Source organism: Deltaproteobacteria bacterium (assembly GCA_016709225.1).
Lineage (GTDB): Bacteria > Myxococcota_A > Polyangia > Nannocystales > Nannocystaceae > Xiheibacterium > Xiheibacterium phototrophicum.
Map to the genome: position 1 here is coordinate 1,415,502 of JADJEE010000001.1, position 24,662 is coordinate 1,440,163.

Sequence of the window (24,662 nt, forward strand, 5' to 3'; positions counted from 1 at the left end):
CTAGAACTCCTTGAGCGCCGGGATCAACAGCTCGATGAGGGTCTCGTCGCGCAGGCGCACCTCGGCGGTGCCGCCCATGCCGTCGTGGTACGGATAGCGCTCGCCGTCGGACTCGAAGGTCGTCGCGGGCAGCGACGCGCGCACCATCACCACGCTGCCGCCCAGCGGCAATGTGTCGGCGTGCTGCGGCCCGAGGATCCTGCGCGCCTCCTCGGCCCCGATCACGCCCTCGCTGATGGGCCCGACCTGCAGATCCTGATAGGCGTAGTCGAAGCCGCCGAGCTCGAGCCGCAGTGGCATGCCGGGCTGCAGCTGCGGTCGGTCGCCGCCGGGCAGGAACACCACCAGCTCGAGCCCGGGCGCGTTGCGATCGATGACCGCGAGCACACCGTCGCCGCTGTCGATGTGCTGGCCGGGCGTGACCGCGACGTCGGCGACGATGCCGTCGTGGGGCGCCCGCACGACGCGGCCCTCGAGCCCGGCGCGGGCGGCCTCGAGCGCGCGGCGCAGCGACGTCAGCTGCGTGGCCGCGGTCTCGTCGCTGGGATCGCGCAGGCGGGCGCGCAGCTGGGTGTCGAAGTCCTGCAGCGTCGCATCGTAGGTGGCGCGCTCGACGGTATCGGACAGTCGCACGAGGATCTGGCCCTTGCGCACCGGGTCACCCGGCGCGACCTCGATGCTGTGCACGGCGCCGTTGGTCAGCGCGGCCAGGTCGCTGCGGCCGTGCTGGCGCACCACCGCGGGGCCGGTGCTGTACTGCGAGACCTCGCCGATGCAGAGCCCGGCGACCAGCACCACCAGCATCACGCACAGCGACCAGTACATGACCTTGGTCCACGTGCCGGTCACGCGGATGACGTCGCCGTGCTCGCCGCGCTCGCGCACCGCCTGCAGCGCCTCGGGCCGGAACAGCTGCGCGGCCGCGCCCTGATGCACGCGCTCGAGCGCGACCTGGGCCTCGCTGGCCTTGGCCACGCGATGCAGCACGCCACCGAGCTCGATCCCCAGCTGCGACAACGTCTGGCACGCGCGGGGCTCGAACGGGCCCTGGGTCGGCTCGCGCACGGCGACCAGCACCGCATGGATCTCGCGCCGCGGTCCCGGCACCGGCACCGCGAGCAGCGACTCTCGACCGCTCCCGCGGGGGTCGTCGAGCCGCGCGACGAAGCGGGGGTCTGCGCCGGTCTGCGGCACGTGCAGCGGCGCCCCGGTGCGCGCGACGAAGCCGACCAGGCCGACCTGCGCCACGCCCTCGCCGCCCTCTTCGCCGCTGCCGCGCCACAGCTCGCCCGAGTCGGCGTCGTAGTACATGCAGCTGGCGCGCGCGCACGGCAGCAGCTGCGCGATGCCCTGCTCGATGGCCGCCGCCGCGGTCTGCGGGTCGGCGTGGAGCCCGACCGCGGCGCAGATGTCGAAGACCTGCCGGTGGGTCCACGCACGGGTCTCGGTCATCGGCGTCGCGGCTGCGATCGCACCGCGCTGGTTGAGCGCACCGGTGACGACGCGACGCAGATCGACGGGGCCGAGCCCCGCCGGCACGCGGTAGTAGAGCGACGGCAGCTCGGGCACGCAGGTGTCGGCCGCGACGATCGCCAGGTCGTCACCGCCGCGGATCCGCGACAGGCGATCGAGCAGCTGCGGCGCGGTCGCGTCGCGCAGCGGCCCGGCGTAGAGCACCACCGCGCGCGGGCTCGCTTGCACGTGGGCGATCACGCTGCCGGCGTCGTGGGCCGTGACCACCGGCAAGCCGGCCAGCGCCTCCGCGAGCCAGCGACCGCGGGCACCATCGGCACCGACGATCACCACCACGGCAGCGCGGGCCGCCGGCGGCACGGCGGGTCTGGGCGCGTCGATCGGCGAGCCCAAGACCATGGCGGGTGCCATGGCCGGTGCGGGGGCCGGCACCGCAACCGGCGGGGGCGCATCGCCGCGCGGCCGCTCGACCCGCGACGGCAAGGGCGTCTCGCCGTTGATCCGCACCGACGGCACCGGTGCGCGTGGCGTGCTGCGCTCGCTGCTGCGGACGTCGAGCACGCCGCGCACGGCGGCCGGACGCGGCAGCGCGGCGTTGGCCGCTGCGCGCCCCGGTCCCGACAGCCCTCCGCGGACCGCCAGCGGATCGGGCCCGGCCTCGGGTCGCAGCACGAAGCGGGTCTGCGCGTCGTCGTGGACCCCGGCGTCGTGCTGCGCGTCGGCATCGAGCAGCTCGATCCGCGTGCGCCCGAGCGTCACGTCGCGACCGGGCCGCAGGATCGCCCGCGGCACGCGCTTGCCCTCGACCCACAGCCCGCGCAGGCTGCCGAGATCGCGGATGCCGATCACGCCATCCTTGCACACCAGCTCGGCGTGCTCGCGACACACGTGGTCGTCGTCGAGCACCAGGTCGGCGCCCTCGCGACCGACGATCACCCGCGCCCGGTCGATCCTCACCTCGCGCGCCCGGCCGCCGCGATGGCGGATGCGCAGCACGTAAGCCGCCGACGGTGCTGCGATCGCAGGCACGGACCCCACGGCCTACGACGTTGGTCCACGGGCCCCGTGGGTTCCCGTGCGCGTCGACCGGGGCGACCGCGGGAACCCGGGCACCCCGTCGTCGCACCTCAATCCTCGTCGGGATCGGGCGCCGCGTCGTCGGTCGGCCCGCCGGTCGCGTCGGCCTCCGCGCTCGCCTGGGCCTTCGCGTCGGCGGCGATCTGCGCCAGCAGCACCTCGACCGCCGTGCCCGAGGCGATGCTCTCGTCGGCCTCGAAGCGCAGCGACGGCGTCCGCTTGAGCCGCACGCTCCGCCCCACCGCCGCACGCAGCACCCCCGCGCCGGCGTTCAACCCCGCGAGCACCTTCTTCAGGTCGACCTGCCCCGGCAGCGCATCGACGAACACCCGCGCGCTCGACAGGTCCGGCGACACCTTCACGCCCGTGATCGAGATCGCCGCGATCGGCTGCAGCCGCGGATCCCGGAGCTCACCCCGCAGCAGCAGCGCCGCAATCTCGCGCCGCAGCACCTGCTCGACCTTCTGCGTCCGCTCACTCATCGCATCACGTCAGCACGGACCGTGTCGCCCGTGCCCTCTGCGGGCGACATCACCAACGGCGCCGCGACGACGCCACCCCTCGCCCCCCCCTGGGGGGCAAGCGGCGCGTCAGCGCGGACCGTGTCGCCCGTGACGTCTGCGGGCGACATCACCAACGGCGCCGCGACGACGCCACCCCTCGCCCCCCCCTGGGGGGCAAGCGGCGCGTCAGCGCGGACCGTGTCGCCCGTGACGTCTGCGGGGGGCATCAGAGGCTCGGGGTGATGGCCTCGACCTCGTACGCCTGAATCGTGTCGCCCTCCGCCAAGCCGGCGAAGCCGTCGACCACGATGCCGCACTCGAAGCCGTCCTTCACTTCCTTCACGTCGTCCTTGAAGACGCGAAGCGAGCCGATGGTGCCCACGTGCAGGACCTTGCCCTGACGCACCACGCGAACGTGGCTGGAGCGCTGGATGAGCCCCCGCGTGACGCGACAACCCGCGACCACGCCCAGGCGCGGGATCGGGAACAGCGCGCGGACCTCGGCCTCGCCCTGCTCCTTCTCGCGGTACTCGGGCTCGAGCATCGCGACCATCAACTCCTTGGCCTTGTCGGTCGCGGCGTAGATGACCTCGAAGGTGTGGATTGCGACGCCCTCGGCCTCTGCGGTCGGCGCGGCCTTGCCGGTGGTCTTGACGTTGAAGCCGAAGATCACCGCCTCGCCGGCGCGGGCGTACTTCACGTCGGTCTCGTTGATCTGACCGACCTCGGACTTGATGACCTCGACCTTGACCTTGTCGGTCGAGAGATCCTCGAGCGCTTGCTTGACGGCCTGCGCCGAGCCCTGCACGTCGGCGCGCAGGACGATCTTGAGCACCGCCGTCTTCTTGCGCTGCAGCATCTCCTGGATCGACGGACCGGTGCGCACGCTCTCCTTGCGGCGCCGCTGCTCGCGGCGGTGCGCGACCAGGGTCTTGGCATCGCGGTCGCTCTCGACCACGTTCACCGGGTCGCCCGCCGCGGGCACGGTGTCGAGCCCGAGCACCTCGACCGGTGTCGACGGGCCCGCGTGGGTGAGCTTGGCGCCGCGGTCGTCGAAGATGCCGCGGACCTTGCCCGACGACTCGTCGGCCACCAGGATGTCGCCGACCGAGAGCGTGCCGGACTGCACGAGCACGGTGGCGACCGGGCCGCGGCCCTTGTCGATCCGCGCCTCGAGCACGACGCCGGTCGCACGACCGGTCAGCGGCGCGACGAGCTCGAGCACCTCCGCCTGCAGCACCAGCTGCTCGAGCAGGGTCTCGATGCCGACGCCCGTCTTCGCCGAGACCTCGATGATCGGGGTCTCGCCGCCGAACTCCTCGCCGACGATGCCGTGCTCCATCAGCGCCTGCTTGACGCGTCCGGGGTTGGCCTCGCCCTTGTCGATCTTGTTGATCGCGACGACGATCGGGACCTCGGCCTCGTTGGCGTGCTTGATGGCCTCGATCGTGGTCGGCATGATGCCGTCGTCGGCGGCGACCACCAGCACGACGATGTCGGTCACCTGGGCGCCGCGGGCACGCATGGCCGTGAAGGCCTCGTGGCCGGGCGTGTCGAGGAAGACCACGTCGCCGCGGGGCGTCTCGACCTTGTAGGCGCCGATGTGCTGGGTGATGCCACCGGCCTCGCCGATGGCCACGCGGGCCTCGCGGATCTTGTCGAGCAGCGAGGTCTTGCCGTGGTCGACGTGACCCATGATGGTCACGACCGGCGGCCGCATCTCGGCGTCGATGTCCGCACCGCCACCGACGATCGAGTTCTCCTGGAAGGAGACGTTCTCGACGGTGTAGCCGAACTCGGCCGCGACGACCTCGGCGGTGTCGGCATCGATGGCGTGGTTGATGGTCAACCCGCGCAGGCCCATGCCCCACAGCGTGCGCAGCACGACCGAGGCCTTCTGGCCCATCTGGTGCGCGAGGTCCGAGACCTGGATGGCCTCGTCGATGCGGATGCGCTTCTTCTCTTCGCTCATCTCCGCGGTCGACGAGCGCGAGCCGGGCATGCCCTTGCCCATCGGCTTGCGCGTCATCTTGCGGCGGCGGGCCTGGGCCTGCACACGCTCCTCACGCTGCTTGCGCTGCGTGGCGCGGCCCTGCTTCCCCTCCTCGGAGACGTCGGTGATGATGACCTGCTGCTTCTTGCGGCTCTGCTGCAGCGGGATGAAGCCGAGGATCTTCGGCTCCGATCGCTGCGAGGCGGCGCCGACGATGACGCCCTCCTCGTTGCGGAGCACGCGACGACCATCGGCCGACGGCGTGCCGACGCTCGAGCCGATCTGGCCCGGTAGTCGTGCCGCGGGGGCCGGCGCCGACTCGGCGGCGGCCGGCGCCGACGGACTCGCCGGCGCCTCGGTGGTCGAGGTCGGGCTGGTGGGCTTCGCCTCGGTCGGGGGCCGCGGGGTCGCCGACAGGGCCTCTCGCGGGGGCTCTGCGCCCGGGCGAGCGGTGCTCGGGGTCGGCCGCGGACCGGCGCTCGGGGGCGCCTGCGAGGGGCGCGGCGCCGGCTGCTGCTCGACGGCCTCTTCGCCGCCGCCGGGCCGCTCGAGCCGCGAGGCCATGCCGGTCGCGAAGCGGCGCGTGCCCGGGGGCAGCTCGATGCGCGTGCCCACGGCGGGGCCGCGCTCGGGCGTGCTGGTGCTGCTGGGACTACCGGCCGCCGGGGCCACCGGCGCCGACGAGGACATCGACGACGAGGGCGGGCGATCGGTGGCGGATCGAGTGAGGGGAGCGGAGGCGGCGGAGCTTGGCACGGTGGGGTTGGGTCGGGGAGATACCTGCGGCCGCATCATCGGACCGGTCGGCGGCAGCGGACGTTGAGGTGCCGGACGGCTCAGCTCGGTGGCTGCGGCCGCTGCTGCCTCGGCGGCCTCGGCCGCCTCTTCTTCTTCCCGTCGCTTGCGCACCACGTCGGCGCGACGACGGATCACCTGCGCGGGCGCGGCCGCCGGGCCCGTGGGCGCGGCCGGGGCATGCGACGGCGAACCACCACCGCCGCTCGGCGCGGTCGGGGCCGGACGCGGCGCGGGCCGGCTGCTGCCGCCACCGCCACCACCGCCGCCACCACCACCGCCGCCGAACGCCGAGCGAACACGATCGACCTCGTCGGGCGACAGCGTGCTCATGTAGTTCTTGATCGGAATGCCGAGGCCACGGATGGCCTCCTCCAAGGTCTTGTTGTCCTTGTCGAGCTCACGAGCGAGCTCGTAGACGCGAACCTTCGTCGACATCGATCACGCAACCTCCCCCGCACCCTGCAGCGAATGCTGCAGGCGTGCGAGCGCGGAAATCTGTTCGGCTCCGACCGGCGCAGTGCGACGGAGCAGCTCGAGCCTGGCCGTGGTGTCGTCAGCGAGTGCGGACCACAACGCATCGACCATCGGCTCGCGTACGGTGAGACCTGCGGGACCTGCGAGCGCGCGACCCATCGCGCGCCGCCGAACCGCGGTCTCGAGACATTCCCTGCGCGGGCACAGCCACGCCGAGCGACCGGGCCGACGCCCGGCGACGTCCGGCACGACCACGCCGTCGGTCCGACGACGCAGACGCAGCATCGACGCCGCCGACATGCGATTCCGGCAACCCACACAGGTCCGTTGCGGTGACGCGTGCTTCACTCGTCACCTCCGGGCGACGCGTGCCCCATCTCCATCAGCTCGTCGCTGCGGGTCGGGGGATACGCGACGTCGAGCTTGATGTTGCCGCTGGCGGCGTCGTTGGCGACCTCGATGATGGCCTCCGCGGCCTCCAGCGTGTCGACGCCCGGCATCGACGCGAGCTCCTCGGCGTCGGCGACCGCGAGGTCCCGCAGGCCACGCCAGCCGTTCTGGAACAGCAACAGCGCCAGGTCCTCGCCGACGTTCGGGATCGCGGCGATCTCGGCCAACGAGCGCCGCTCCATCTCGCGGATCTTGCTCTCCGAGTGGATGTCGATGCGCCAGCCGGTGAGCCGCGAGGCCAGGCGCACGTTCTGGCCCTTCTTGCCGATCGCCAGCGAGAGCTTGTCGTCGGGCACGATGAGCTCCATGGTGTGGCGGTCGGCGTCGATGAGCACGCGCGAGACCTGCGCGGGTTGGATGGCGTTGCACACGAAGCGCGCGGGGTCCTCGTTGTAGGGCACGATGTCGATCTTCTCGCCGCGCAGCTCCTGCACGACCGCCTGCACCCGGCTGCCACGCATGCCCACGCACGCGCCGACCGGATCGACGTCGCGGTCGCGGCTCGAGACCGCGATCTTCGAGCGCGCACCGGGCTCGCGGGCGCAGGCCTCGATGCGCACGATGCCCTCGTAGATCTCGGGGACCTCGTGCTCGAACAACTTCTCGACCAACCCCCGGTGGGTGCGCGAGAGGATGATCTGCGGGCCGCGGGCCGACTTGTCGACGTCCTTGACGTACGCGACGATGCGATCGCCGGGCCGCAGCGACTCGCGCGGGACCTGCTCGCGCACCGGCAGCACCGCCTCGGCGCGGCCGTTGTCGACCTCGACGATGATGGCGCCGCGCTCGAACCGGCGCACGGTGCCGGTCATGAGCTCACCCTTCTTGTCCTTGTAGGCGTCGAAGAGGTTCTCGCGCTCGGCCTCGCGGACGCGCTGGATGATGACCTGCTTGGCGGTCTGGGCCGCGATGCGGCCGAAGCCGTGGCCGCCCAGGCGCAGCATGGGTAGCTCGGGGTAGTCCTTGAGCTGCTGCTCGGCGCGCTTCTTGTCGGCCTCGAGGTAGAAGATCTGGAACAGGAGCTCGTCGCCCGACTCGGCCTCGAGGCCGGCGCGCTGGGCCTGCTCGAGCAGGATCTCGCGGCTCTCGTGGTCGATCTCGTCGACCACGTACAGCACCTGGAACAGGTTGACGTTGCCGGTCTCGGGATCGAACTGCGCCTCGATCTCGCGGTCCTCGAACACCTTCTTGGCGGCGGCGAGCACCGCCTGCACGACGGTCTCCGTGAGGACGTCACGCGAGATGTTCTTCTCGCGGCAGACTTGATCGATGACGGCACTGAGGTTGACGGGTTCTTCCATGGCTACACTGCTTTTTCTGGCGACGGTCGCTTCGAACGCGGTGCACGGGTGGGCCCCGGATCGGGCGTCCACACCAGATGCGCGCGGCGGATGAGCGACAGGGAAATCTCGTGCACGCAGGTGCCGTCCTCGTCGGCGACCAGCGCGATGCCCTCGCGGTCGTCCTCGGGCTGTGACGGATCGGGGCGGACGCCCGCGATCGTGCCGTGGAAGGTCTTCTGCGACGAATCGGGCCGCACCGGCGCGTGCGTGCGCACGGTGACGCGCGCACCGAGCTGACGCTCGAAGTGGCTGCGTCGCGCGAGCGGTCGCTCGACCCCGGGCGACGAGACCTCGAGGACGTACGGCGTCGCCAGCAGTGCGCGCAGCGACTCGGACGCGGGATCGTGCTCGGCGGCGTCGAGCCCGTTGCCGATGATCGGGGACAGCCGTGCGCAGTCGTCGAGCGTCATGCCGCCTGGATGATCGATGAAGAGACGCACCACGCGGGGGCGTGCGGTCGCGGCCCACTCGAGCAGCACGAGCTCGTAGCCCATCGTGCGCACCAGCGGCTCCACCACCGCCTCGAGCACGCGCACCGCCGCCGCAGCCGCCCGCCATGCCGGCACCGAGGGCGAGTCCTCGGTCTCACCGCGCGCGTCCGCGTCGGCGTCGTCGCCCTGCGGATCGAGTCGCTCGTGGCGCTCGGCGTCGGTGTTCGGGTGGTCTGTCGACATGGGTGGGATGGACGTGGGTCTCGGATCGAGGCGCGGATTTCTCGGTACAAAAAGAGCGGTCACCCGAGGGCGCCCACTCTCGTGCTTCGCGCGCCTGTTTCGGGCCCTTCGATAGCACAGCGCAGATCGGTCCGCAATCGGCCCTAAAGCGACGGGATCGACGGCGGTGGGGTGCTCGCGGCCTGGCTCGGGCGGCCACCGCACGCGCGGCGGCGTCCGCCCGCCCAGGGCAGCCCCGTCTGCAGCCGCGGTGACGCGCGCCTCCCGAGAACGCGGGTTCACCCGTTGCGACGCCTTCGCGACGCACCGATGCTACCTTCGTGGTGCCGGCGGCCTGCGGCGCGACCGGCCCCCTGCAAGCCATGCGAACGATCCACGCGGCAGTGGTGCAGATGCGCGCGGACGACGACCACGCGCGCTGCATGCGAGACGTCACCAACGCGGTGGTGCACGCCGCCCGGCAGGGCGCGCGCCTGGTGGTGCTGCCGGAGAATTATGCCGGGATCGCGTCGCCAGGGGCGAAGCGCGCATTCGCGGCCGAACCCGGCGATCCCGCGGCCTGCTCGGCGCTGGCGCCCCTGTGCGATCTCTCGGCCCGGCACGGACTCACGATCGTCGCCGGCGGCACGCCCGAGCGCGCGGTCGACGGGCGGCTGTTCAACACCGCGTTCGTGATCGTCGGCGGCGCGATCCGAGCCCGCTACCGCAAGCTGCACCTCTTCGACGCCGACATCCCCGGGCAGCCGCGGCTGCGCGAGAGCGACGACACCGCCCCCGGCGACACCGCGGTGGTGATCCGCACCCGCGACGCGCGCATCGGGCTGTCGATCTGCTACGACCTGCGGTTCCCCGAGCTCTACCGGGCGCTGGTCGATCGCGGCGCCGAGCTGCTGGTGGTCCCGGCGGCGTTCACCCGCGAGAGCGGCGCGGCGCACTGGCAGACGCTGGTGCGCGCGCGGGCGATCGAGTGCCAGGCGTTCGTGCTGGCTGCCACCCAGCACGGCGAGCACGGGCGCGGCCGCAGCAGCCATGGCCACGCAATGATCGTCGACCCGTGGGGACGCGTGCTCGCGCAGGCCGATGGCGAGCACGACGCGGTGCTGTGCGCGACGCTCGAGCCCGAGGCGCTGGCGGCCGCGCGCGAACGCATCCCGGTCGCGCGCCATCGTCGGGCGCCCAGCGAATTGCTCGCGACCCTCGTCGAGGTCGACCCCGATCCGGCCGAAGGCGCCAGCTAGTCCCCGAGCGACGTCGCCGGCGCATCCGCGCCCGGCGACGGGCGCCGGCGCCGGCCCACGCGGGCCACCAGCGATCGCAGCAGCTGCGGGGCGCCGGGCCAGTCGAGCGGGCACACCTCGAGGGTGCGGCCGTCGTGCAGCACGATCACGACCGCCTCGAACACCGGTGGCGGTCGCACGGCCAGCTCGGCGCGCGCGATGTCCTCGAGCGCGATGCGCCGGCGGCGGGCATCGCTGCGGAAGCGGAGCGTGCGCCACGACAGCACCACCGCGCCCGGCAGCGGCGCGACCACGAACGGCCGCACGAGCGCGACCGTCAGCACCACCAGCAGCGCCAACGAGAGCCGCACCAACTCCGGGCTGTCGAAGGCGGCCGCGACCCAGCGCGAGGGCAACGCCACCAGCAGCGCGATGAGCAGCCCCAGCCCTGCGACCAGCCACGACGCCACCACCACCGCAGAGCCGGTCCAATCGAGCGGGCGAACGACGCGATGCAGTGGACCCAACATGGGGGCGATGCCGGAGTCGTGACGTCGGAGGCCCGCGCGTCCGCGACGGCCTGCAGTGTAGTCGGTTCGCCGGCAATTCGTCCCAACCAGCCGGCGGCGGCGGGAATGCCCTTGCTATGCTCTCGCCCGAGACCATGTCGCGATCACGCATCCCCGCGCGCTCCCCTGCCCGCCCCATGCGCCGGGCGCTGCCGTTCGTCGTCGCCGCAGTGATCGCCGCGCTCGGTCCGGCCTGCGCCGGCGATACCTGCACGCTGCTCGGCTGCGACGACGACACGATCATCACGTACCCACCCGGGCTCGTCGATGGCGCGTACGACCTCGACGTCGTCGGCGCCTCGACCAGCTACCACGCCCGCTGCCTGGGCCCGGTGCCGCCCGGCGGCACGCCGAACTCGCCCGAGCTGTCCTGTGACGCCGAGGGCTTCGAGCTGATGGTCGGCGCCGCCACCAGCGACCGCACGCTGCGGGTCACGATCACCGACGTCGACAGCGAGACCGAGCTGGCCGTCGACGTCGAGGTCGCGGCCGACGCGGTCGACGAGTTCGCGCCCAACGGGCCCGACTGTGCGCCGGTGTGCATCGTCCGCAACGGCGCGCTGATGATCCGCTGACGCGGCACCGGAGCGCCTTTGGGGGCGGTCGTCGCGGGCTGCTAGTACCTCGACACAGCGAGAGTGACGGGCCATAACACCGCCCTGACCGCGCCTCGCTGCGTTGCCGCACCTTGAAATACGCCCGGTATTCCGGCGGCACGGCGCCTTGCGGAGTCGCGGCCATGACGGCGTTCTGACCCATCACTATCGCTGTGTCGAGGTACTAGTCGAAGAACACCGACAGCCCGTACGAACCACCGTCGATCGTGGCCTGGTCGACCACGAGGTAGTACTCGGGGCTGGAGGCGTCGATGAACCACGTCATCGACGCGGTGCCGTTGGCTCCGCCGCTGCTGCAGGTCAGCTCGGACACGCCGGCGCAGCTGGTGCGCAGGCTCACCACCGGCGACAGCCCGCCGCTGGCGGTGACGTCGACGTAGATGTTGCCGGGGTAGCTGACCTGGACCGGGAACATGTTGTCGCGGCCGGGGCCACCGCACGCGCCGTCGACGTCGCCCTGCCCGCGCCCGAAGTCGTTGAACCACACGAACGAGCCGCCGGGCTGCTGGAAGATGACCTCGTCGTGCACCGTGCACTGGTCGATCGTCGGCCAGCCGAACACCGCGTCGAACGAGAACTCGCCGCTGGCACCGTCCTCGCTGTCGACGATGATCGAGTAGGTGTGGCCGGCCAACGCGAAGAAGTGGTGCGGCGCGTCGACGAAGTCGTTGGCGCACATGACCGTGCGCCCCTCGCCGTCCGAGCAGCCGTCTTCGACGATGCGCAGCGTCAGCGGCGAATCGGCCTTGGTCACCGCCAGGGTGACGTCGACATTGTACGGCACGGTGAGGCTGTAGACCTGCTCGGGCCCGTCGTCCTGACCGCACCAGCCGCGCTCGTGGTTGCCGCCGCTCAGCTGGCCGTTGACGGTGATGTTCTGCACCGGCATCTCGATCGGTGCGTCGCACGCCGAGGCGCCCGGGTCGGTGCCGGCGTCGATCGTCCCCGCGCCGGTGCCGGCTTCGTCGATGAGATCACCCTCGAAGAGCGGATCGGAGCGCAGGCCACAGCCCAGCGCGAGCCATCCCACCAGCAGCGATCCCAGCCCCAAGCGACACACGGACATGGTGGATTCTTAGCATCGTCGCTTTCGTGCCGTCAAAGTCGGGTGACGGACGGCACGTCCGTCGCCGCCGCGACGTCCGACGCATCGCCCGACGCGTCGCTCGCCGCAGGCGCCGGCGTGGGGTCGAACGTGCCTCAGTGCTGCGGCGTCGCCCACAGCCGCTCGATGACGACGCGGAGCCGCCGCTGCCCGCGGTAGACGTCGATGCTCGGCGCGAACAGGAAGCCGATCGCGCGGCCGGGTGCCAGGTCGGCCAGCTCGAGCATCGGGCCGTCGTGCGGCGCAGCCGGCGACCCGGGCGCCTGGCTGGGATCCACGCCCGCGCCCGCGACCGCGGCGTCGAGCGGTGCCTGACCGAACGCGATCGCGTCGAGCTCGGCGCCGTCCTCGCGCAGCCGCAGCGCGAGGTGACGCTGCTTGAGCACCCGCATCGACACGATCTGCGCGCTGCCGACGAAGCGCGGCGCGGCGAAGCCGACCCCGTAGGGGGCCATCGCGGTGAGGCCGTCGACGAACGCCAGATCGAGGCGTGACAGCGGCAGCTTGCCGTCGTGGAGCAGCTCCGCGCCGGTGGCCTGCGCACCCGCGGCCGCGCAGGCCGACGCGAACGCGGCGCGGAAGTCCGCGATGGCGTCGATCGACAGCGTCAGACCGGCGGCCTCGCGATGGCCCCCGAAGCGCTGCAGCAGGCCGGCGCAGGCGGCCAGCGCAGCGCGGACGTCGACACCGCCGAAGCTGCGCACCGATCCCCGCGCGACCCCGAGGCCGTCGTCGATCGCGAGCGCGGCGACCGGTCGTCGTGCGCGCTCGCTCAGCGCACCGGCGACCAGACCCACGATGCCCGATGACCACCCGCGCTCGGCGACGCACAGGCCCGCGGGTAGCGTCCTCGGATCATCCTCGCGCAGCTGCGCCCACGCGTCTTGCACGGCGCGCTCCGACTGCGCCTTGCGCTGCTGGTTGAGCCCCTCGACCTGCTCCGCCAGCGGCTGCGCCTCGGCGACGGTGCGCGCCCGCAGCAGCCGCAGCGACGGCTCGGCCGAGCCCAGGCGACCGGGTGCGTTGAGCCGCGGGCCCACGCGGAAGCCGACGGTCTGTTCGTCGATGGGGTTCTCGCCCCACGCACCGGCGCGCTCGAGCAGCGCACGCAGACCCGGTCGCGGTGCGGTGCGCAGCAGCGCGAGCCCGCGCTGCACGAGCACCCGGTTCTCCTCGACGAGCGGCATCATGTCGCAGATGGTCGCGATCGCGACCAAGTCGAGCAGCCCGCGGGGGTCCGGTGGGCGCGCGGCGTCGCCGAGCTTGGTGCGCAGCGCCGCGCAGAGATAGAACGCGACGCCGGCGGAGCACAGGCCCTTGAACGGGAACTCGCAGCTGGGCTGGTGCGGGTTGATGAGCGCGTCGCAGGGCGGCATCTGCTCGGGCACTTGGTGGTGGTCGATCACGATGGTCCGCAGCCCGCGGGCGCGCGCACGTCCGAGCGCCTCGACGTCGCTGGTGCCGGTGTCACCGAGCAGCAGCAGCTGCACGCCGGCGGTCGCGAAGGCATCGGCGTCCGCGACCGTGAAGCCGTAGCCGTGATCGCGATGGGCGACCCGCACGACCACGCGCAGCCCCAAGGCCTCGAGGTAGCCGGCGAGGATCGCCGCGGTCGTGACGCCGTCGACGTCGTAGTCGCCGAAGACACCGATGCGCGCGCGCGACTGGTGGGCCCACAGCAAGAGGTCGAGCGCGGCCGGGAATCCAGCCATGCGCTCGGGCTTGCGGAGGTCCGCGAGCTTGGGCGCGAACGCGCGGCGGATGGCCTCGTCGTCACGGATGCCGCGGGCCAGCAGGAGCCGCACGGCCGTCGTCGGCAGCCGCAGCCGCACCGCCGTGCGCTCGAGATCCGCGGGATCGATGCTGGCCCGCTCGGCCAGCGCGGGCGGGTGGTGTCCGCCCGCCCCGGTCATGACTGCGGTCGCCGCCGGCGACGACGCGAGGCCTTCGGCACCGCGCCGTCGTCACCGCCCTCGCCCTCGCCGTCGGCCTGCGCCGCGCGCTCGAGGTCGAGGTGATCACCCTCGGCCTCGGCGTCGTGGTCGTGGCCGCGCTCGACCTCGCGGACCTCGCCGGCGGTGCGCCCGTCCTCGTCGACCTCGCCCTCGCCGGCCGCCAGGACCGGCCGCTCGGCGCCGGCCGGGGTCTCGCCGACCGGGCCGTCGTTGCGCCACCGCAGGTGCCCCTCGCCGCCGTAGAAGCGGCGGTTGACCCACAGGAACACCGGCGTCGCGACGCACAGCGACGAGTACGTGCCGACCGTGATGCCGACGATCAGCGCGAATGCGAAGTCGGCGATCGAGCCCGAGCCCATCAAGTACACCGCGATGACGCTGAGCAGCGTGGTGCCGGAGGTCAGGATCGTGCGGCTCAGGGTCTCGTTGAGCGCCTGGTTGGTCGAGCCCTCGATGTCCTCGTCGCGGAACAGCGCCACGCGCTCGCGCACGCGGTCGAACACCACGATGGTGTCGTTGATGCTGTAGCCGACGATGGTCAGCACCGCGGCGATGGTCGTGAGGCTGAACTCCTTCCATGTCAGCGCGAACGCGCCGACCGTGATGAAGGCGTCGTGGGCCAGCGCCACGATGCCGCCCGGCGCGAAGCGCAGGTCGAAGCGGATCATGACGTACAGGAAGATGAAGCCCATCGCGTACAGCAGGGACTTCGAGCCGTCGATCTTGAGCTGGTCGCCGACCTTGGCGCCGACGGTCTCGGCCTGGACGATCTGCGCGACCGTGCCGGCACCGAAGCGCTCGTCGAGCTGCTCGGCGAGCTTGTTGCCCATCCCCAGCAGCGAGACCTCGACCGGCACTTCGCCGGCACGGACCTCGAAGCCCTTGTCGACCGAGCCGTCGCAGCCGGCCTCGTCGATGCGGCGATCGAGCTCGCTCCAGTCGGGCTCGCCGTCGTACTTGAGGAAGAGCTTGCTGCCGCCGTCGGGCTGGTAGAACCCCAGCAGGTGCACGGTCTCGCCGACCGGCGCGGGCGCGCTGCCGTCCTCCGGTGGCGGGGGCGGAGCCGCCATCGGGTTGCGGCGCACCTCGGTGACGGCCGCCTTGCACGCCGCGAGGGTCGTCTCGTCGATGCTGACGACCTCCTTGACCCGCAGCAGCACCTCGTTGTCGGCCCCCGGCACCGTCACCGCCGAGCTGCCCTCGTAGCCGTAGCCATCGAGCGCCACGCGGATGTCCTCGACCGGCACCTGCTTGGACAGCTGCAGACGAACCGTCGAGCCACCCGCGAAGTCGATGCCCCAGTTGAGCGGCGCGCCGCGGACGACCTGGTTGTAGACCATGGTCGCGCCCGACAGCAGCACGAGCACGATCGAGATCCAGATGAAACGCCATCGCTGCGCCACGAACGGGACGTTCGTGCCCGGGCGAATGACCTCGTAGAACTTCTGACGGCCTTCCTGCATCACACCGACACCTTGTCGAATCCGCGGCGGTTGGCCTGGACGTCGAAGAAGAGACGGGTACAGAACACGCCGGTGAAGATCGAGGTCGCGATGCCGATGAGCAACGTGACCGCGAACCCGCGGATCGGACCCGAACCGTACTGCCACAGCACCAGGCCCGCGATTGCGGTCGTGAGCTGCGAGTCGAGGATGCTGGTGAACGCGCGGTCGTAGCCGGCCTCGATGGCGGCGCGCGCGGTGTAGCCCTCGCGGACGAACTCGCGGATGCGTTCGTAGATGATGACGTTGGCGTCGACGGCCATGCCGAGCGTGAGCACGACGCCGGCGATGCCGGGCAGCGTGAGGGTAGCGCGGAAGAACGCCATCGCCGACAGCATGAACACGACGTTCATGACCAGCGCGAGGTTGGCGACCCAGCCGGCGCGGCGGTAGTAGAAGCCCATGAAGAGCACCACCGCGACCAGGCCGATCGCGAAGGCCTTGGCGCCGCTCTCGACCGCGTCCTTGCCGAGGTCGGCGCCGACGCGCATCTCCGACTCCTTCTGCAGGCGGGCCGGCAGCGAGCCGCTCTTGAGCACCTTGGTGAGGTCGTTGGCGGCTTCGCGGGCCGACTGACCGGGCCCACCGCCCAGCGTGATGCGGACGTTGCCGCCCGGGATGCGCTCGTTGAACACCGGATCGGAGCGCACCAGGTCGTCGAGGATGATGGCCATCTTGCGGCCGACGTTGTTGCCCGACATCTCCTCGAAGAGATCGGCGCCGACGCGGTCGAGCTTGACGTTGACCTCGGGCTGCCCGGTCTGCTGGTCGAATGCCACCGAGGCGTTGACGATGCTCTCACCGGTGACCTCGGCGCGGGCCTTGATCACGTAGGTGCGGTAGAGCGTCTCGGGTGGCTGGCCGCGGCGCGTGGTCACCGGCGCGGTGCCGAACGCAACCTTCATGTCGGCCGGCAGGCGCCAGGCCGGCGGCAGGCCGGCGAAGAAGTTCTCCAGGGTCGCGAGGTCCTTCGCGTAGTAGACGAACGGGTCCTTGACCGTCACGCCGCCCTCGCGGCCGTACTCGTCCTCGACGTTGACCGAGATGCCCATGCCCTGGGTGACCATGCCGGCGTCGAACAGCGCGCGCAGGTAGGGCTTGCCGGTGCTGCCGAACGGGGTCTCGTCGTCGACCATGTGCATGCGCAGCACGGCCTGGCGCTCGATGATCTTGAGCAGTCGGTGGAACTCGCTGGCCCCGGCGAGGATCTGATCGCGCGCACGCTCGGTCAGCGCGAGCGTGGCGGTGCCGGGATCGGGCTGGGTCGGATCCGGCGGCAGCAGCTGCAGCTCGGCGGGCAGGCGGTCGTCGACGATGATGCCGTCGTCGGTGATCTGCGCGGGAAAGGCCTGCTGCAGCAGCGCCCGCACATCACCGTCGGGGATGGTGAGCTTGAGCGCGCCGGCCTGATCGCGCACGTCGGCGGTCGAGACCTGCGCCGCACCGGCGGCGGCGAGGATCTGCCCCAGTCGCGCGCCGGCGTCGCTGGCGGCCGCACGCAGCTCGGTGCTCTCGTCGGCCAGGCCCGGCAGCTCGACCACGATCTGGCGGTTCTTGGGATAGATGTTGGGCTCGGCGACGCCCATCGCGTCGACGCGCTTGCTGATGGTCTCGAGCGCGTTGGCGACCGCGGCCTTGCGGTTCTCGGCCAGCGCGGCGGCGGGCATCTTGAGCACGATGACGTTGGCGGCCTGGCCCTCCTCGGCGTCGAGCCGATCGAGCACGCCGTAGGTCAGACCCATCACGTCGTCGGTCGCCAGCGCGACGTCCTCGGCGCTGGGGAAGGTCACCACCAGGGTGTCGATGCCGTCACGGGTGATCTCGACGTCGAGGTTCTTCTTCTCGCGGAAGCCGATCTCGAGCTCGGCGGCGATCTGGTCGAGCTTGTTCTCGATGGCCTCGTCGACGGCGACCGAGTACTCGAGGTGGAGGCCGCCCTGGAGGTCGAGGCCGAGCTGGAACTTGCGCGTGAAGGTGTCGGTGAGCCAGCTGGGCAGGCGCTCGGCCGGCATCAACGAAGGCAGCAACGACATCACGCTGACCGCCAGCAGCGACATCAGGAGCAGGGTCTTGATCTTGAGGAATCGACGCATGGTGGTGGCTTCGTGGGGCGCGAGCCGCAGCGGCTCGTCGTCAGGGGGCCCTTGGAGGTGCTAGGCGCGGGCCTCGGCCTCGTCCTTGTCGTCGATGTCCTTGTCGGCCTTCTTGGTGGCCTTGGGCTCCGGCTTCGCGTCCGGCTTCGGCTCCGGCTTCGGCTCTGGCTTCGGCTCTGGCTTCGCGCCGGCCGGGTCCTTCATCGCAGCCTCGGCGGCGTCGAGGATGTCCTTGCGGAGCACGCGGATCTTCACGCGGTCGGCGATCTCGACCACCGCGACCTTGGGATCGTCGAGGTTCGAGATGCGCCCGAGGATGCCGCCGCCGATGACGACCTGGTCGCCCTTCTTGAGGCCCTCGACCCGCTTCTTGCGATCCTTCTCTTGCTTGCTCATCGGCCGCAGCACGATGAAGTAGACCACCGCGAACATCAGCACGAGCGGCAGCACACCCAAGAGGCTCGAGGCCGCACCCTCGCCCATCAACACGGCGCGGGGCGTGAGCGACACCAGGGACACGAAGGAGTTCAACGGCATGTACGGCTCGCTCTCGTCGGCCCGAATCGTAGAGCACACCTCGGCCACGTCTGACCGGTGGCTTGGAGGGTCATGGGGCCCTGACCGCCGGCGGACAATTGGGCGGACCCGAGGACGTCGGGGTCCCTCGGGGCGGCAGGGGTAGCAAGGGCGCCGCGGGGGGTCAAGGGCCGCCGGGGGGCCATCGCGCGCCGCCGAGGCACGGCGGCGCCGGGGCGCCCACCGTCCGGCGACGCGATCCCGCGTCGGGGGCACGGCCGCGCGCCTAGTCGGACGGCGCCGGGGTCGAGAGCGTGCGCCTGGTCTCATCGCGCACCGCCGGATAGTCGCCGCGGCGCAGCGCCGCCCGCAGCCGTCCGACCAGCGCGTGGAAGAACCACAGGTTGTGCAGGCTGGCCAGGCGTCCGAACAACGGATCGTCGCAGGCATGCAGGTGGCGCAGCCATGCCCGCGCGACCGCGGTCGGTGCGGCACAGCTCGGGCACCCGCACGCGGGATCGATCGGCCGGGGATCGTCGCGGAACGCGGCGCGCTTGATCGACATGCGACCGGCGTCGGTGAAGAGCTGGCCGTTGCGTGCGTTGCGGGTCGGCAGCACGCAGTCGAACATGTCGACCCCGGCGTCGATCGCCGCCAGCAGATCCTCGGGCATGCCAATGCCCATCACGTAGCGGGGCTTGTCGCGGGGCAGCAGCGGTGCAATCGCGGCCATGGTGGCGTGCATCTGCGCCGGGCTCTCGCCGACCGACAGGCCGCCGAGCGCGAAGCCGTCGAACGGCAAGGCCGACATGGTCGCGACGTGCTCGCGTCGCATCGCGAGGTCGATGCCGCCCTGCACGATGCCGAAGCACAGCTGCTGCGCGCCGAGGATCGATCCGCGTGCCGCCGCGGCGCGCTCGGCCCAGCGGGTCGTGCGATCGACCGCGATGCGCAGCTGCGCCGGATCGACGCCGGCGGCCGGACAGTGATCGAGCACCATCGCGATGTCGGTGCCCAGCCACGCCTGGGTCCGCAGCACGCTCTCGGGGGTCATGCGATGGGCCGAACCATCGAAGTGCGTGCGGTAGTCGACACCGTCGTCGTCGATGCGCTGCAGCCCCTGCAGGCTGAAGACCTGGAAGCCGCCCGAGTCGGTGAGGATCGGGCGCGTCCAGCCATTGCACGCATGCAGCCCCCCGAGCTGGGCGATGCGCTCGGCACCGGGGCGGTGCGCGAGGTGGTACGAGTTGCCGAGCACGACCTGGGATCCGACCGCGCGCAGGTCCGCCGCGCGCAGCCCCTTGACCACGCCGTAGGTACCGACCGGCATGAAGCACGGGGTGTCGACCGGACCGTGGGCGGTCCACAGCCGCGCGGTGCGGGCGTCGCCGTGCTGCGCGAGCAGCTCGAAGCGGCCGGGCGGCGCTCGCTGCAGCTCGGGATCGTCGCACGACAGCCCGGCGGTGGGATCGAAGGGCTCGGTCACGGTGCGGCCTCCACGAACATGCAGTCGCCGTAGCTGTAGAAGCGATAGCCGCGGGCGACCGCCTCGCGGTACGCGGCCATCGTGCGGGCGTGCCCGGCGAAGCTGCACACCAGCATCAACAGGCTGCTGCGCGGCAGATGGAAATTGGTCAGCAGGTGGGTGACGGCGGCGAAGCGATGGCCGGGCGTGATGACGAGTTCGGTCGCGCCGTCGTAGGGCTCGATGCCACCGCAGGCCCGCGCGACGTGCTCGAGCGCGCGCACGACGGTGGTGCCGATCGCGACGATGGGCCGACCTGCACGCTGCGCCTGGGCGATGCGCACCGCCGCAGCCTCGCCGACATGCACGCGCTCGGCCCCGACGCGGTGGTCGCGGACGTCCGCGACGTCCATCGGCAAGAAGGTGCCGGGCCCGACGTGCAGCGCGATCGCGACGGTGTCGAGCTGCGCGAGCACGTCCGGCTCGAGGTGCAGCCCGGCGGTCGGCGCCGCGACGCTGCCGTCGGCGTCGGCGTAGACGGTCTGGTAGCGCTCGAGGTCGGCCGCGGTCGCGCCCTCGGGGCGCACGATGTACGGCGGCAGCGGCACCTGCCCCAACGCACGGCAAGCCGCCATCAGCTCACCGGCGCAGACCTCGAAGCTGCGCTCGCGCGCGGTGCCGGCATCGTCGCAGACCCGCAGCACCAGGGCGCCGACCTCGAGTGTATCGCCGCGGCGCAGCCGACGGCCGCCGCGGACCCACGCCTCGACCCGGGCGCCGACGCTGGTCGGCCGCGGCGCGGTCACCAGCAGCTCGAAGCTGCGGCCGTCGGCGCGGCGTCCGAACAGGCGCGCGGGGATCACCCGCGAGTCGTTCAGCACCACCAAGGCGCCTTCGGGCAGCAGCGACGGCAGCTCGCGCGCGACGTGATCGACGTTCACCCCGTCGCGGCCGACCCCGAGCAAGCGCGCGTCACCGCGGCGCGCGGCGGGTTGCTGCGCAATCGCGGCCGGCGGCAGCTCGAAGTCGAAGTCGGCGGGTTCCACGGGCGGGGCGCACTTTGGCCGCGGCCCTGCCCTTGTGGCAAGCTCGCTCGACCGATGCCTGCTTTCGTGCCCGCGTGGCTGCACCCCGTGGCCGTGATCCTCGCGCTCGCCACCGCGGCCCCCGCGGGCGCGGCCGCGGCTCCCGCGGGCACCGCCGCAGCGCCAGCGGGCGTCGCCCGCTCGGGGCCCACCGCACAGCCGGCCCTCGACGCGGGCGAGTACGACGTCGCACGGGCCGAGGCCGACGTCACCGTGGTGCTGACCGATCAGAGCCGCGCCTATCTGCAGGCACGCGCGCGCCTCGTGCAACACGCCGAGCTGGGCAAGGCGGCCCTACTCGCGCGGCTCGGCGCCGTGCCGCCGCCGACCAGCGCCGAGCGCAAGCGCCTGTTCGACGTGCTCGCCGAGTGCGGCGGCGCCGACGTGGCTGCGCGCGTGGGCGACGAGCTGCGTGCGGCCGTGCTGCGCGAGGCCGCGGAGGTCTCGGCGCTGGCGGCCGCCGAGACCTGGCGACCGGTGCTGCGGGATCTGGGCGAGCACGCCCACGCCGCGCTCGCGAAGCTGGTCGCCGATCGCGAGCTGCCGCTGGCGATCCGTGCGGTGCTGCTCGACGACCTCGTGCAGCTGACCCCCGACGCCGGCGTGGCCGAGCTCTTGGTGCTGGCCGGTCGCGGCGAGACCAGCCTGCGCCAGCAGTTCACGCGCTCGATGCGACGACGCCTGCGGGGCTCCGCGAAGGCCAGCGCCGCCGTGCTCGCCGCGATCGACGGCGAGCTCGAGCGGGCCGAGGCGACGCGACTGCCGGCGCTGATCCAGCTGCGCGCCGCGGTGATCGACGGCGCCGACCCGGGGTTCGTGCAGCGGCTCGCCGGGTGGTCGCTCGATGACCAGCGCCCGTTCGCGGTGCGGGTCGCCGCGGTGCGTGGACTCGCCGCCTTCGCGGGCGACGACGACGGCGAGCAACGCGAGGCCGCCCGCGCCGCGCTGCAGCGGGTCGCCGCGGCCACACTGCCGGCGACCACGCAGGCGCACGAGATCCTCGCGTGGCTATCGCTGCAGGCGCTGCCCCCCGCGCAGACCGGCGCGCTCGCGCAGCGCCACGGCCTCGATCGCTCGCCGGCGCCGCGGCTGTCGGCGCTGGCGTGGGCGACCATGCCGCTACCGGGCGGCACCACGTGGCTGTCGCGCGCGCTCGACGACCCGTGGCCGAGCGTGCGCACCTCGGCGCTCGACCGCGTCGCGGGCCCCTGCGAGCGCAAGCTCGTGGGCAGCCTGCGCGCACGGGTCGGCGGCGTGCAAGACGGTGCCGACGCCGAGCCGATCGTGCAGCGTGCGGCGATCGGCGCGCTGTCGCGGTGCGGCGACGCGGCCTTCCCTGCGCTGGTCGACATGCTCACCGACGACGCGGTCGCGACCGAGCTGTCGACCGAGGCCGCACGTGCGCTCGCCCGCAGCTTCGGCGCGCGTGGGGCCGACGCGGTCGCCAAGGTCCTCGCGGGCCGCCCCGAGGCCGGCTACGCCCGACGCCTGGCCCAGAGCCTGCGTCACGCCACCCATCCCACGCCCAAGGTGCAGGCGGTGCTGTGCGCATGGGTCCGCGAGGGTGGCGAGGTCGGTGGTGCCGCCGCGGGCTCGCTCGACGCGCTGTGGAGCGAGGGCGTGGCGGTATGCGAGGACGACGACGACGACGACGACGCGCGTCGCTGCGCCGTCAGATCCGCGTCAGCTTCATCTGCGTCGCCGTCAGCAACCCACCACCCGACACGCCCACGCCGATCGCCGCCGGCACGGTGGCGGTGACCGGGCAGCGCGCCACGCTGACGCCGCCCAGGCGCACGTCGATCGAGCCCGGCCGCACGTAGATCTGCAGCGGCCGCGGGCTGGTGACGAAGTCGACCGGATCCGCGGCGCAGGTGAAGCGCGTGACCTCGCCGAGCGCGTCGCGGCCGAAGCCCTCGATGCGCTCGCCGAAGCGGATGCTGGTGCGTGCGACTGCGCCGTGGGACAGCACCACGTGCACCGCCGGCGGATCGACCACGCCCTCGGTGTCGGGCACCACGCCGAGCGTGACGTCGAAGCGAAAGCTCGCGCTGGTGAAGCTGCGCACGTGGGCCCAGACCGCCGGGAACTCCCGCGCCGAGCCGCTCGCGCGCAGCTCCACGCGATCGCCGGCGAACGCGACGCGCGAGGGCTCGTGCACCACCAGGCTGCCGGCGCTCAGGGTGTCGACGCCGGGGATGTTCTCGTCGGGGCCATCGAGTCGCGGCCGCAGCCGCACGAGGAACGGCTGCACCGGCTCGAGCGTGTCGGGGTCGCGACCGCCGGCCGCGAGCACGCTGCCATCGGCGAGCGCGACCATGCTGGTGGCCGTGCGGCGCACCGGCGGTACCTGGGCCAGTCCCAGCTGCGCGCGCGAGAGGTCGACGGCGTCGTCGGGCTCGACCGCCAGGGTCGGGAACGGCAGCAACCAGGTATCGGCGAAGAGTCGCTCGCCCGGCAGCGCCAGCAGCTGCCGCCGAGGGTTCGCCAGCGCCAGCGGACCGTGCTCGTGGAAGCAGGCCCGCTCGTCGACGCCGTCGCACCAACCCGGCCAGCGCCCCGCGGCGTCGTCGGTCGCCCACGCCAGCGTGCCATCCGACAGCGCGATCGCCAGGAGCCCGCCTTCGAGCAGCGCCGCGCCGATGATCGCCTGGGTCTCGCCGTCGGTGCTGCCCTGCACGCGCTGCAGTCGGAAGTCATCCGCGTACGCGGTCCACTCGGGCGCGTCGGGGTGCCAGCGCTCGATGGTCGCGACCCCGTTGCCGTCGCCGTTGCGCCCGCCGACCGCCAGCACGGTGCCGTCGCGGGCCAGCAGCAGCGTGTGCTCGTAGCGCTTCTGCGCCATCGGGGGCGCGGCCTCGAAGCCGGGCGGCGTGGTGCTCGGGTCGACCACGAAACCGGTCGCGAACACGTGGCGATCCGAGGGCACGCAGCGCGACTGCAGGTCCAGCGCATTGCACCCGCCGGTCACGAGGATGCGGCCGTCGGGCAGCACCACACCGGCGTGATAACCCCGGGCGGTGTCGATGCCGTCGATGTCGATCCGCAACGCGGGCTGCACCGGCGTGCTGCGATCGAGATCGACCGGCACGTAGTGATCGAGCGCGCGGCCGTCGGCCCGCGCGCCGCCGATGATCGCGAAGCTGCGGGCGCCAGTCGGCACCACCACCACCCCGGTCACCGGTGAGGGCAGCCCACGGTCGAGCGGCGTCACGAGATCATCGTCGTCGCGGGCGTGGATGACATCGTCGAGCAGGCGGCCGTTGCGATCGCGGCCGCCCGCCAGCAGCACGTCGCCCTCGGGACCGACCGCGAGCCCACCGACGTCACGGAAGTCGACGCCCGACGGCAGCGCGCACAGCTGATCCTCGGGCGCGAAGTAGACCGGCAGCGGGCCGCGGACATCGTCGAGTCGCGCGGTGCGACCGACCGCGACCGTGAAGTCGCCGAACTGGCCCTCGACGGTCAGCGCATCGGCGGCCTCGGGCAGCTCGGGCAGCGTGCCCTGCCCCGGCCCGAACACCCGCGCCGTCGCGGCGCTGATGGGGAAGTCGCCACGGGGCACCACCCGCACCGCGTTGAGATCCAATTCCTCCAGGCCGCAGCCGGGCAGCGCCACCAGCGTCGCGCGGATCTCGTCGCCGCAGCCCCCCGACGCCAGCCACAGCGCCACAGCCCACGCCCGCGCAGGCCGGCAGCGCGCGCGCAGGCGGGCATCGGCGTGCGTCGCGGCCGTCACGTCCCCGCATGCTA

18 protein-coding genes are annotated in these 24,662 nt (G+C 72.6%); 3 read left to right on the forward strand and 15 right to left on the reverse strand.

Going from position 1 to position 24,662, the window contains the following annotated elements; genetic code table 11:
- From IPH07_05890 to IPH07_05915, 6 genes are all read right to left on the reverse strand, one after another.
- A complete protein-coding gene (locus IPH07_05890) occupies positions 1 to 2,502 on the reverse strand; it encodes an HlyD family efflux transporter periplasmic adaptor subunit (protein MBK6916912.1) in 2,502 nt (833 codons plus the stop codon).
- A 98-nt stretch (positions 2,503 to 2,600) separates the two neighbouring features.
- Entirely contained in the window at positions 2,601 to 3,032 is a 432-nt protein-coding gene (gene rbfA / locus IPH07_05895; protein ID MBK6916913.1) for a 30S ribosome-binding factor RbfA, read from the reverse strand.
- A gap of 247 nt (positions 3,033 to 3,279) precedes the next feature.
- Complete coding sequence (infB, locus tag IPH07_05900; GenBank protein MBK6916914.1) at positions 3,280 to 6,279, reverse strand: translation initiation factor IF-2; 3,000 nt, start codon at positions 6,277 to 6,279, stop codon at positions 3,280 to 3,282.
- Positions 6,280 to 6,282: 3 nt separating this feature from the next.
- On the reverse strand, positions 6,283 to 6,618 hold the full coding sequence (locus IPH07_05905) for a YlxR family protein (protein MBK6916915.1): 336 nt from the start codon (positions 6,616 to 6,618) through the stop codon (positions 6,283 to 6,285).
- A gap of 44 nt (positions 6,619 to 6,662) precedes the next feature.
- The gene (nusA, locus tag IPH07_05910; protein MBK6916916.1) at positions 6,663 to 8,069 is read right to left on the reverse strand and encodes a transcription termination/antitermination protein NusA; all 1,407 of its coding nucleotides are present in this window, start codon (positions 8,067 to 8,069) and stop codon (positions 6,663 to 6,665) included.
- A 2-nt stretch (positions 8,070 to 8,071) separates the two neighbouring features.
- Complete coding sequence (locus tag IPH07_05915; protein MBK6916917.1) at positions 8,072 to 8,785, reverse strand: ribosome maturation factor RimP; 714 nt, start codon at positions 8,783 to 8,785, stop codon at positions 8,072 to 8,074.
- 362 nt (positions 8,786 to 9,147) lie between these two features.
- On the opposite strand from IPH07_05915, the gene IPH07_05920 reads away from it, so the two are divergent.
- Positions 9,148 to 10,023 (forward strand): carbon-nitrogen hydrolase family protein, encoded by an 876-nt coding sequence (locus IPH07_05920; protein MBK6916918.1) that lies wholly within the window; start codon positions 9,148 to 9,150, stop codon positions 10,021 to 10,023.
- Here the strand turns inward: IPH07_05920 and IPH07_05925 are convergent.
- Positions 10,020 to 10,532, reverse strand: coding sequence for a hypothetical protein (locus IPH07_05925; protein MBK6916919.1), 513 nt, complete (start codon positions 10,530 to 10,532; stop codon positions 10,020 to 10,022). The two genes, IPH07_05920 and IPH07_05925, sit on opposite strands and share 4 nt — an antisense overlap.
- Positions 10,533 to 10,708: 176 nt before the next feature.
- Here IPH07_05925 and IPH07_05930 point away from each other — a divergent pair, with 176 nt between their 5' ends.
- Positions 10,709 to 11,146 carry a hypothetical protein gene (locus IPH07_05930; GenBank protein ID MBK6916920.1) on the forward strand — a complete coding sequence of 146 codons (438 nt, stop codon included), beginning with the start codon at positions 10,709 to 10,711 and terminating at the stop codon, positions 11,144 to 11,146.
- 205 nt (positions 11,147 to 11,351) lie between these two features.
- Here IPH07_05930 and IPH07_05935 read toward each other — a convergent pair whose 3' ends face one another.
- The 7 genes from IPH07_05935 to queA all read right to left on the reverse strand — a co-directional run bounded on the left by IPH07_05935 (position 11,352) and on the right by queA (position 20,870).
- Positions 11,352 to 12,254 (reverse strand): hypothetical protein, encoded by a 903-nt coding sequence (locus tag IPH07_05935; GenBank protein ID MBK6916921.1) that lies wholly within the window; start codon positions 12,252 to 12,254, stop codon positions 11,352 to 11,354.
- 134 nt (positions 12,255 to 12,388) lie between these two features.
- Entirely contained in the window at positions 12,389 to 14,206 is a 1,818-nt protein-coding gene (gene recJ, locus IPH07_05940; protein MBK6916922.1) for a single-stranded-DNA-specific exonuclease RecJ, read from the reverse strand.
- Positions 14,203 to 15,711, reverse strand: coding sequence for a protein translocase subunit SecF (gene secF, locus IPH07_05945; protein ID MBK6916923.1), 1,509 nt, complete (start codon positions 15,709 to 15,711; stop codon positions 14,203 to 14,205). The genes recJ and secF overlap by 4 nt, the downstream gene beginning before the upstream one ends.
- Positions 15,711 to 17,843, reverse strand: coding sequence for a protein translocase subunit SecD (gene secD / locus IPH07_05950; GenBank protein MBK6916924.1), 2,133 nt, complete (start codon positions 17,841 to 17,843; stop codon positions 15,711 to 15,713). Before secD ends, secF begins: the two co-directional genes overlap by 1 nt.
- 60 nt (positions 17,844 to 17,903) lie before the next feature.
- Positions 17,904 to 18,326 (reverse strand): preprotein translocase subunit YajC, encoded by a 423-nt coding sequence (yajC, locus tag IPH07_05955; protein ID MBK6916925.1) that lies wholly within the window; start codon positions 18,324 to 18,326, stop codon positions 17,904 to 17,906.
- A gap of 319 nt (positions 18,327 to 18,645) precedes the next feature.
- Positions 18,646 to 19,764 (reverse strand): tRNA guanosine(34) transglycosylase Tgt, encoded by a 1,119-nt coding sequence (gene tgt / locus IPH07_05960; protein MBK6916926.1) that lies wholly within the window; start codon positions 19,762 to 19,764, stop codon positions 18,646 to 18,648.
- Positions 19,765 to 19,841: 77 nt separating this feature from the next.
- On the reverse strand, positions 19,842 to 20,870 hold the full coding sequence (gene queA / locus IPH07_05965; GenBank protein ID MBK6916927.1) for a tRNA preQ1(34) S-adenosylmethionine ribosyltransferase-isomerase QueA: 1,029 nt from the start codon (positions 20,868 to 20,870) through the stop codon (positions 19,842 to 19,844).
- A gap of 54 nt (positions 20,871 to 20,924) precedes the next feature.
- Between queA and IPH07_05970 the strand changes: the two genes are divergently transcribed.
- The gene (locus tag IPH07_05970; GenBank protein ID MBK6916928.1) at positions 20,925 to 22,670 is read left to right on the forward strand and encodes a hypothetical protein; all 1,746 of its coding nucleotides are present in this window, start codon (positions 20,925 to 20,927) and stop codon (positions 22,668 to 22,670) included.
- On the opposite strand, the gene IPH07_05975 is transcribed toward IPH07_05970, so the two are convergent.
- Complete coding sequence (locus IPH07_05975) at positions 22,582 to 24,648, reverse strand: hypothetical protein (GenBank protein MBK6916929.1); 2,067 nt, start codon at positions 24,646 to 24,648, stop codon at positions 22,582 to 22,584. The genes IPH07_05970 and IPH07_05975 overlap by 89 nt on opposite strands.
- Positions 24,649 to 24,662 lie beyond the last annotated feature (14 nt).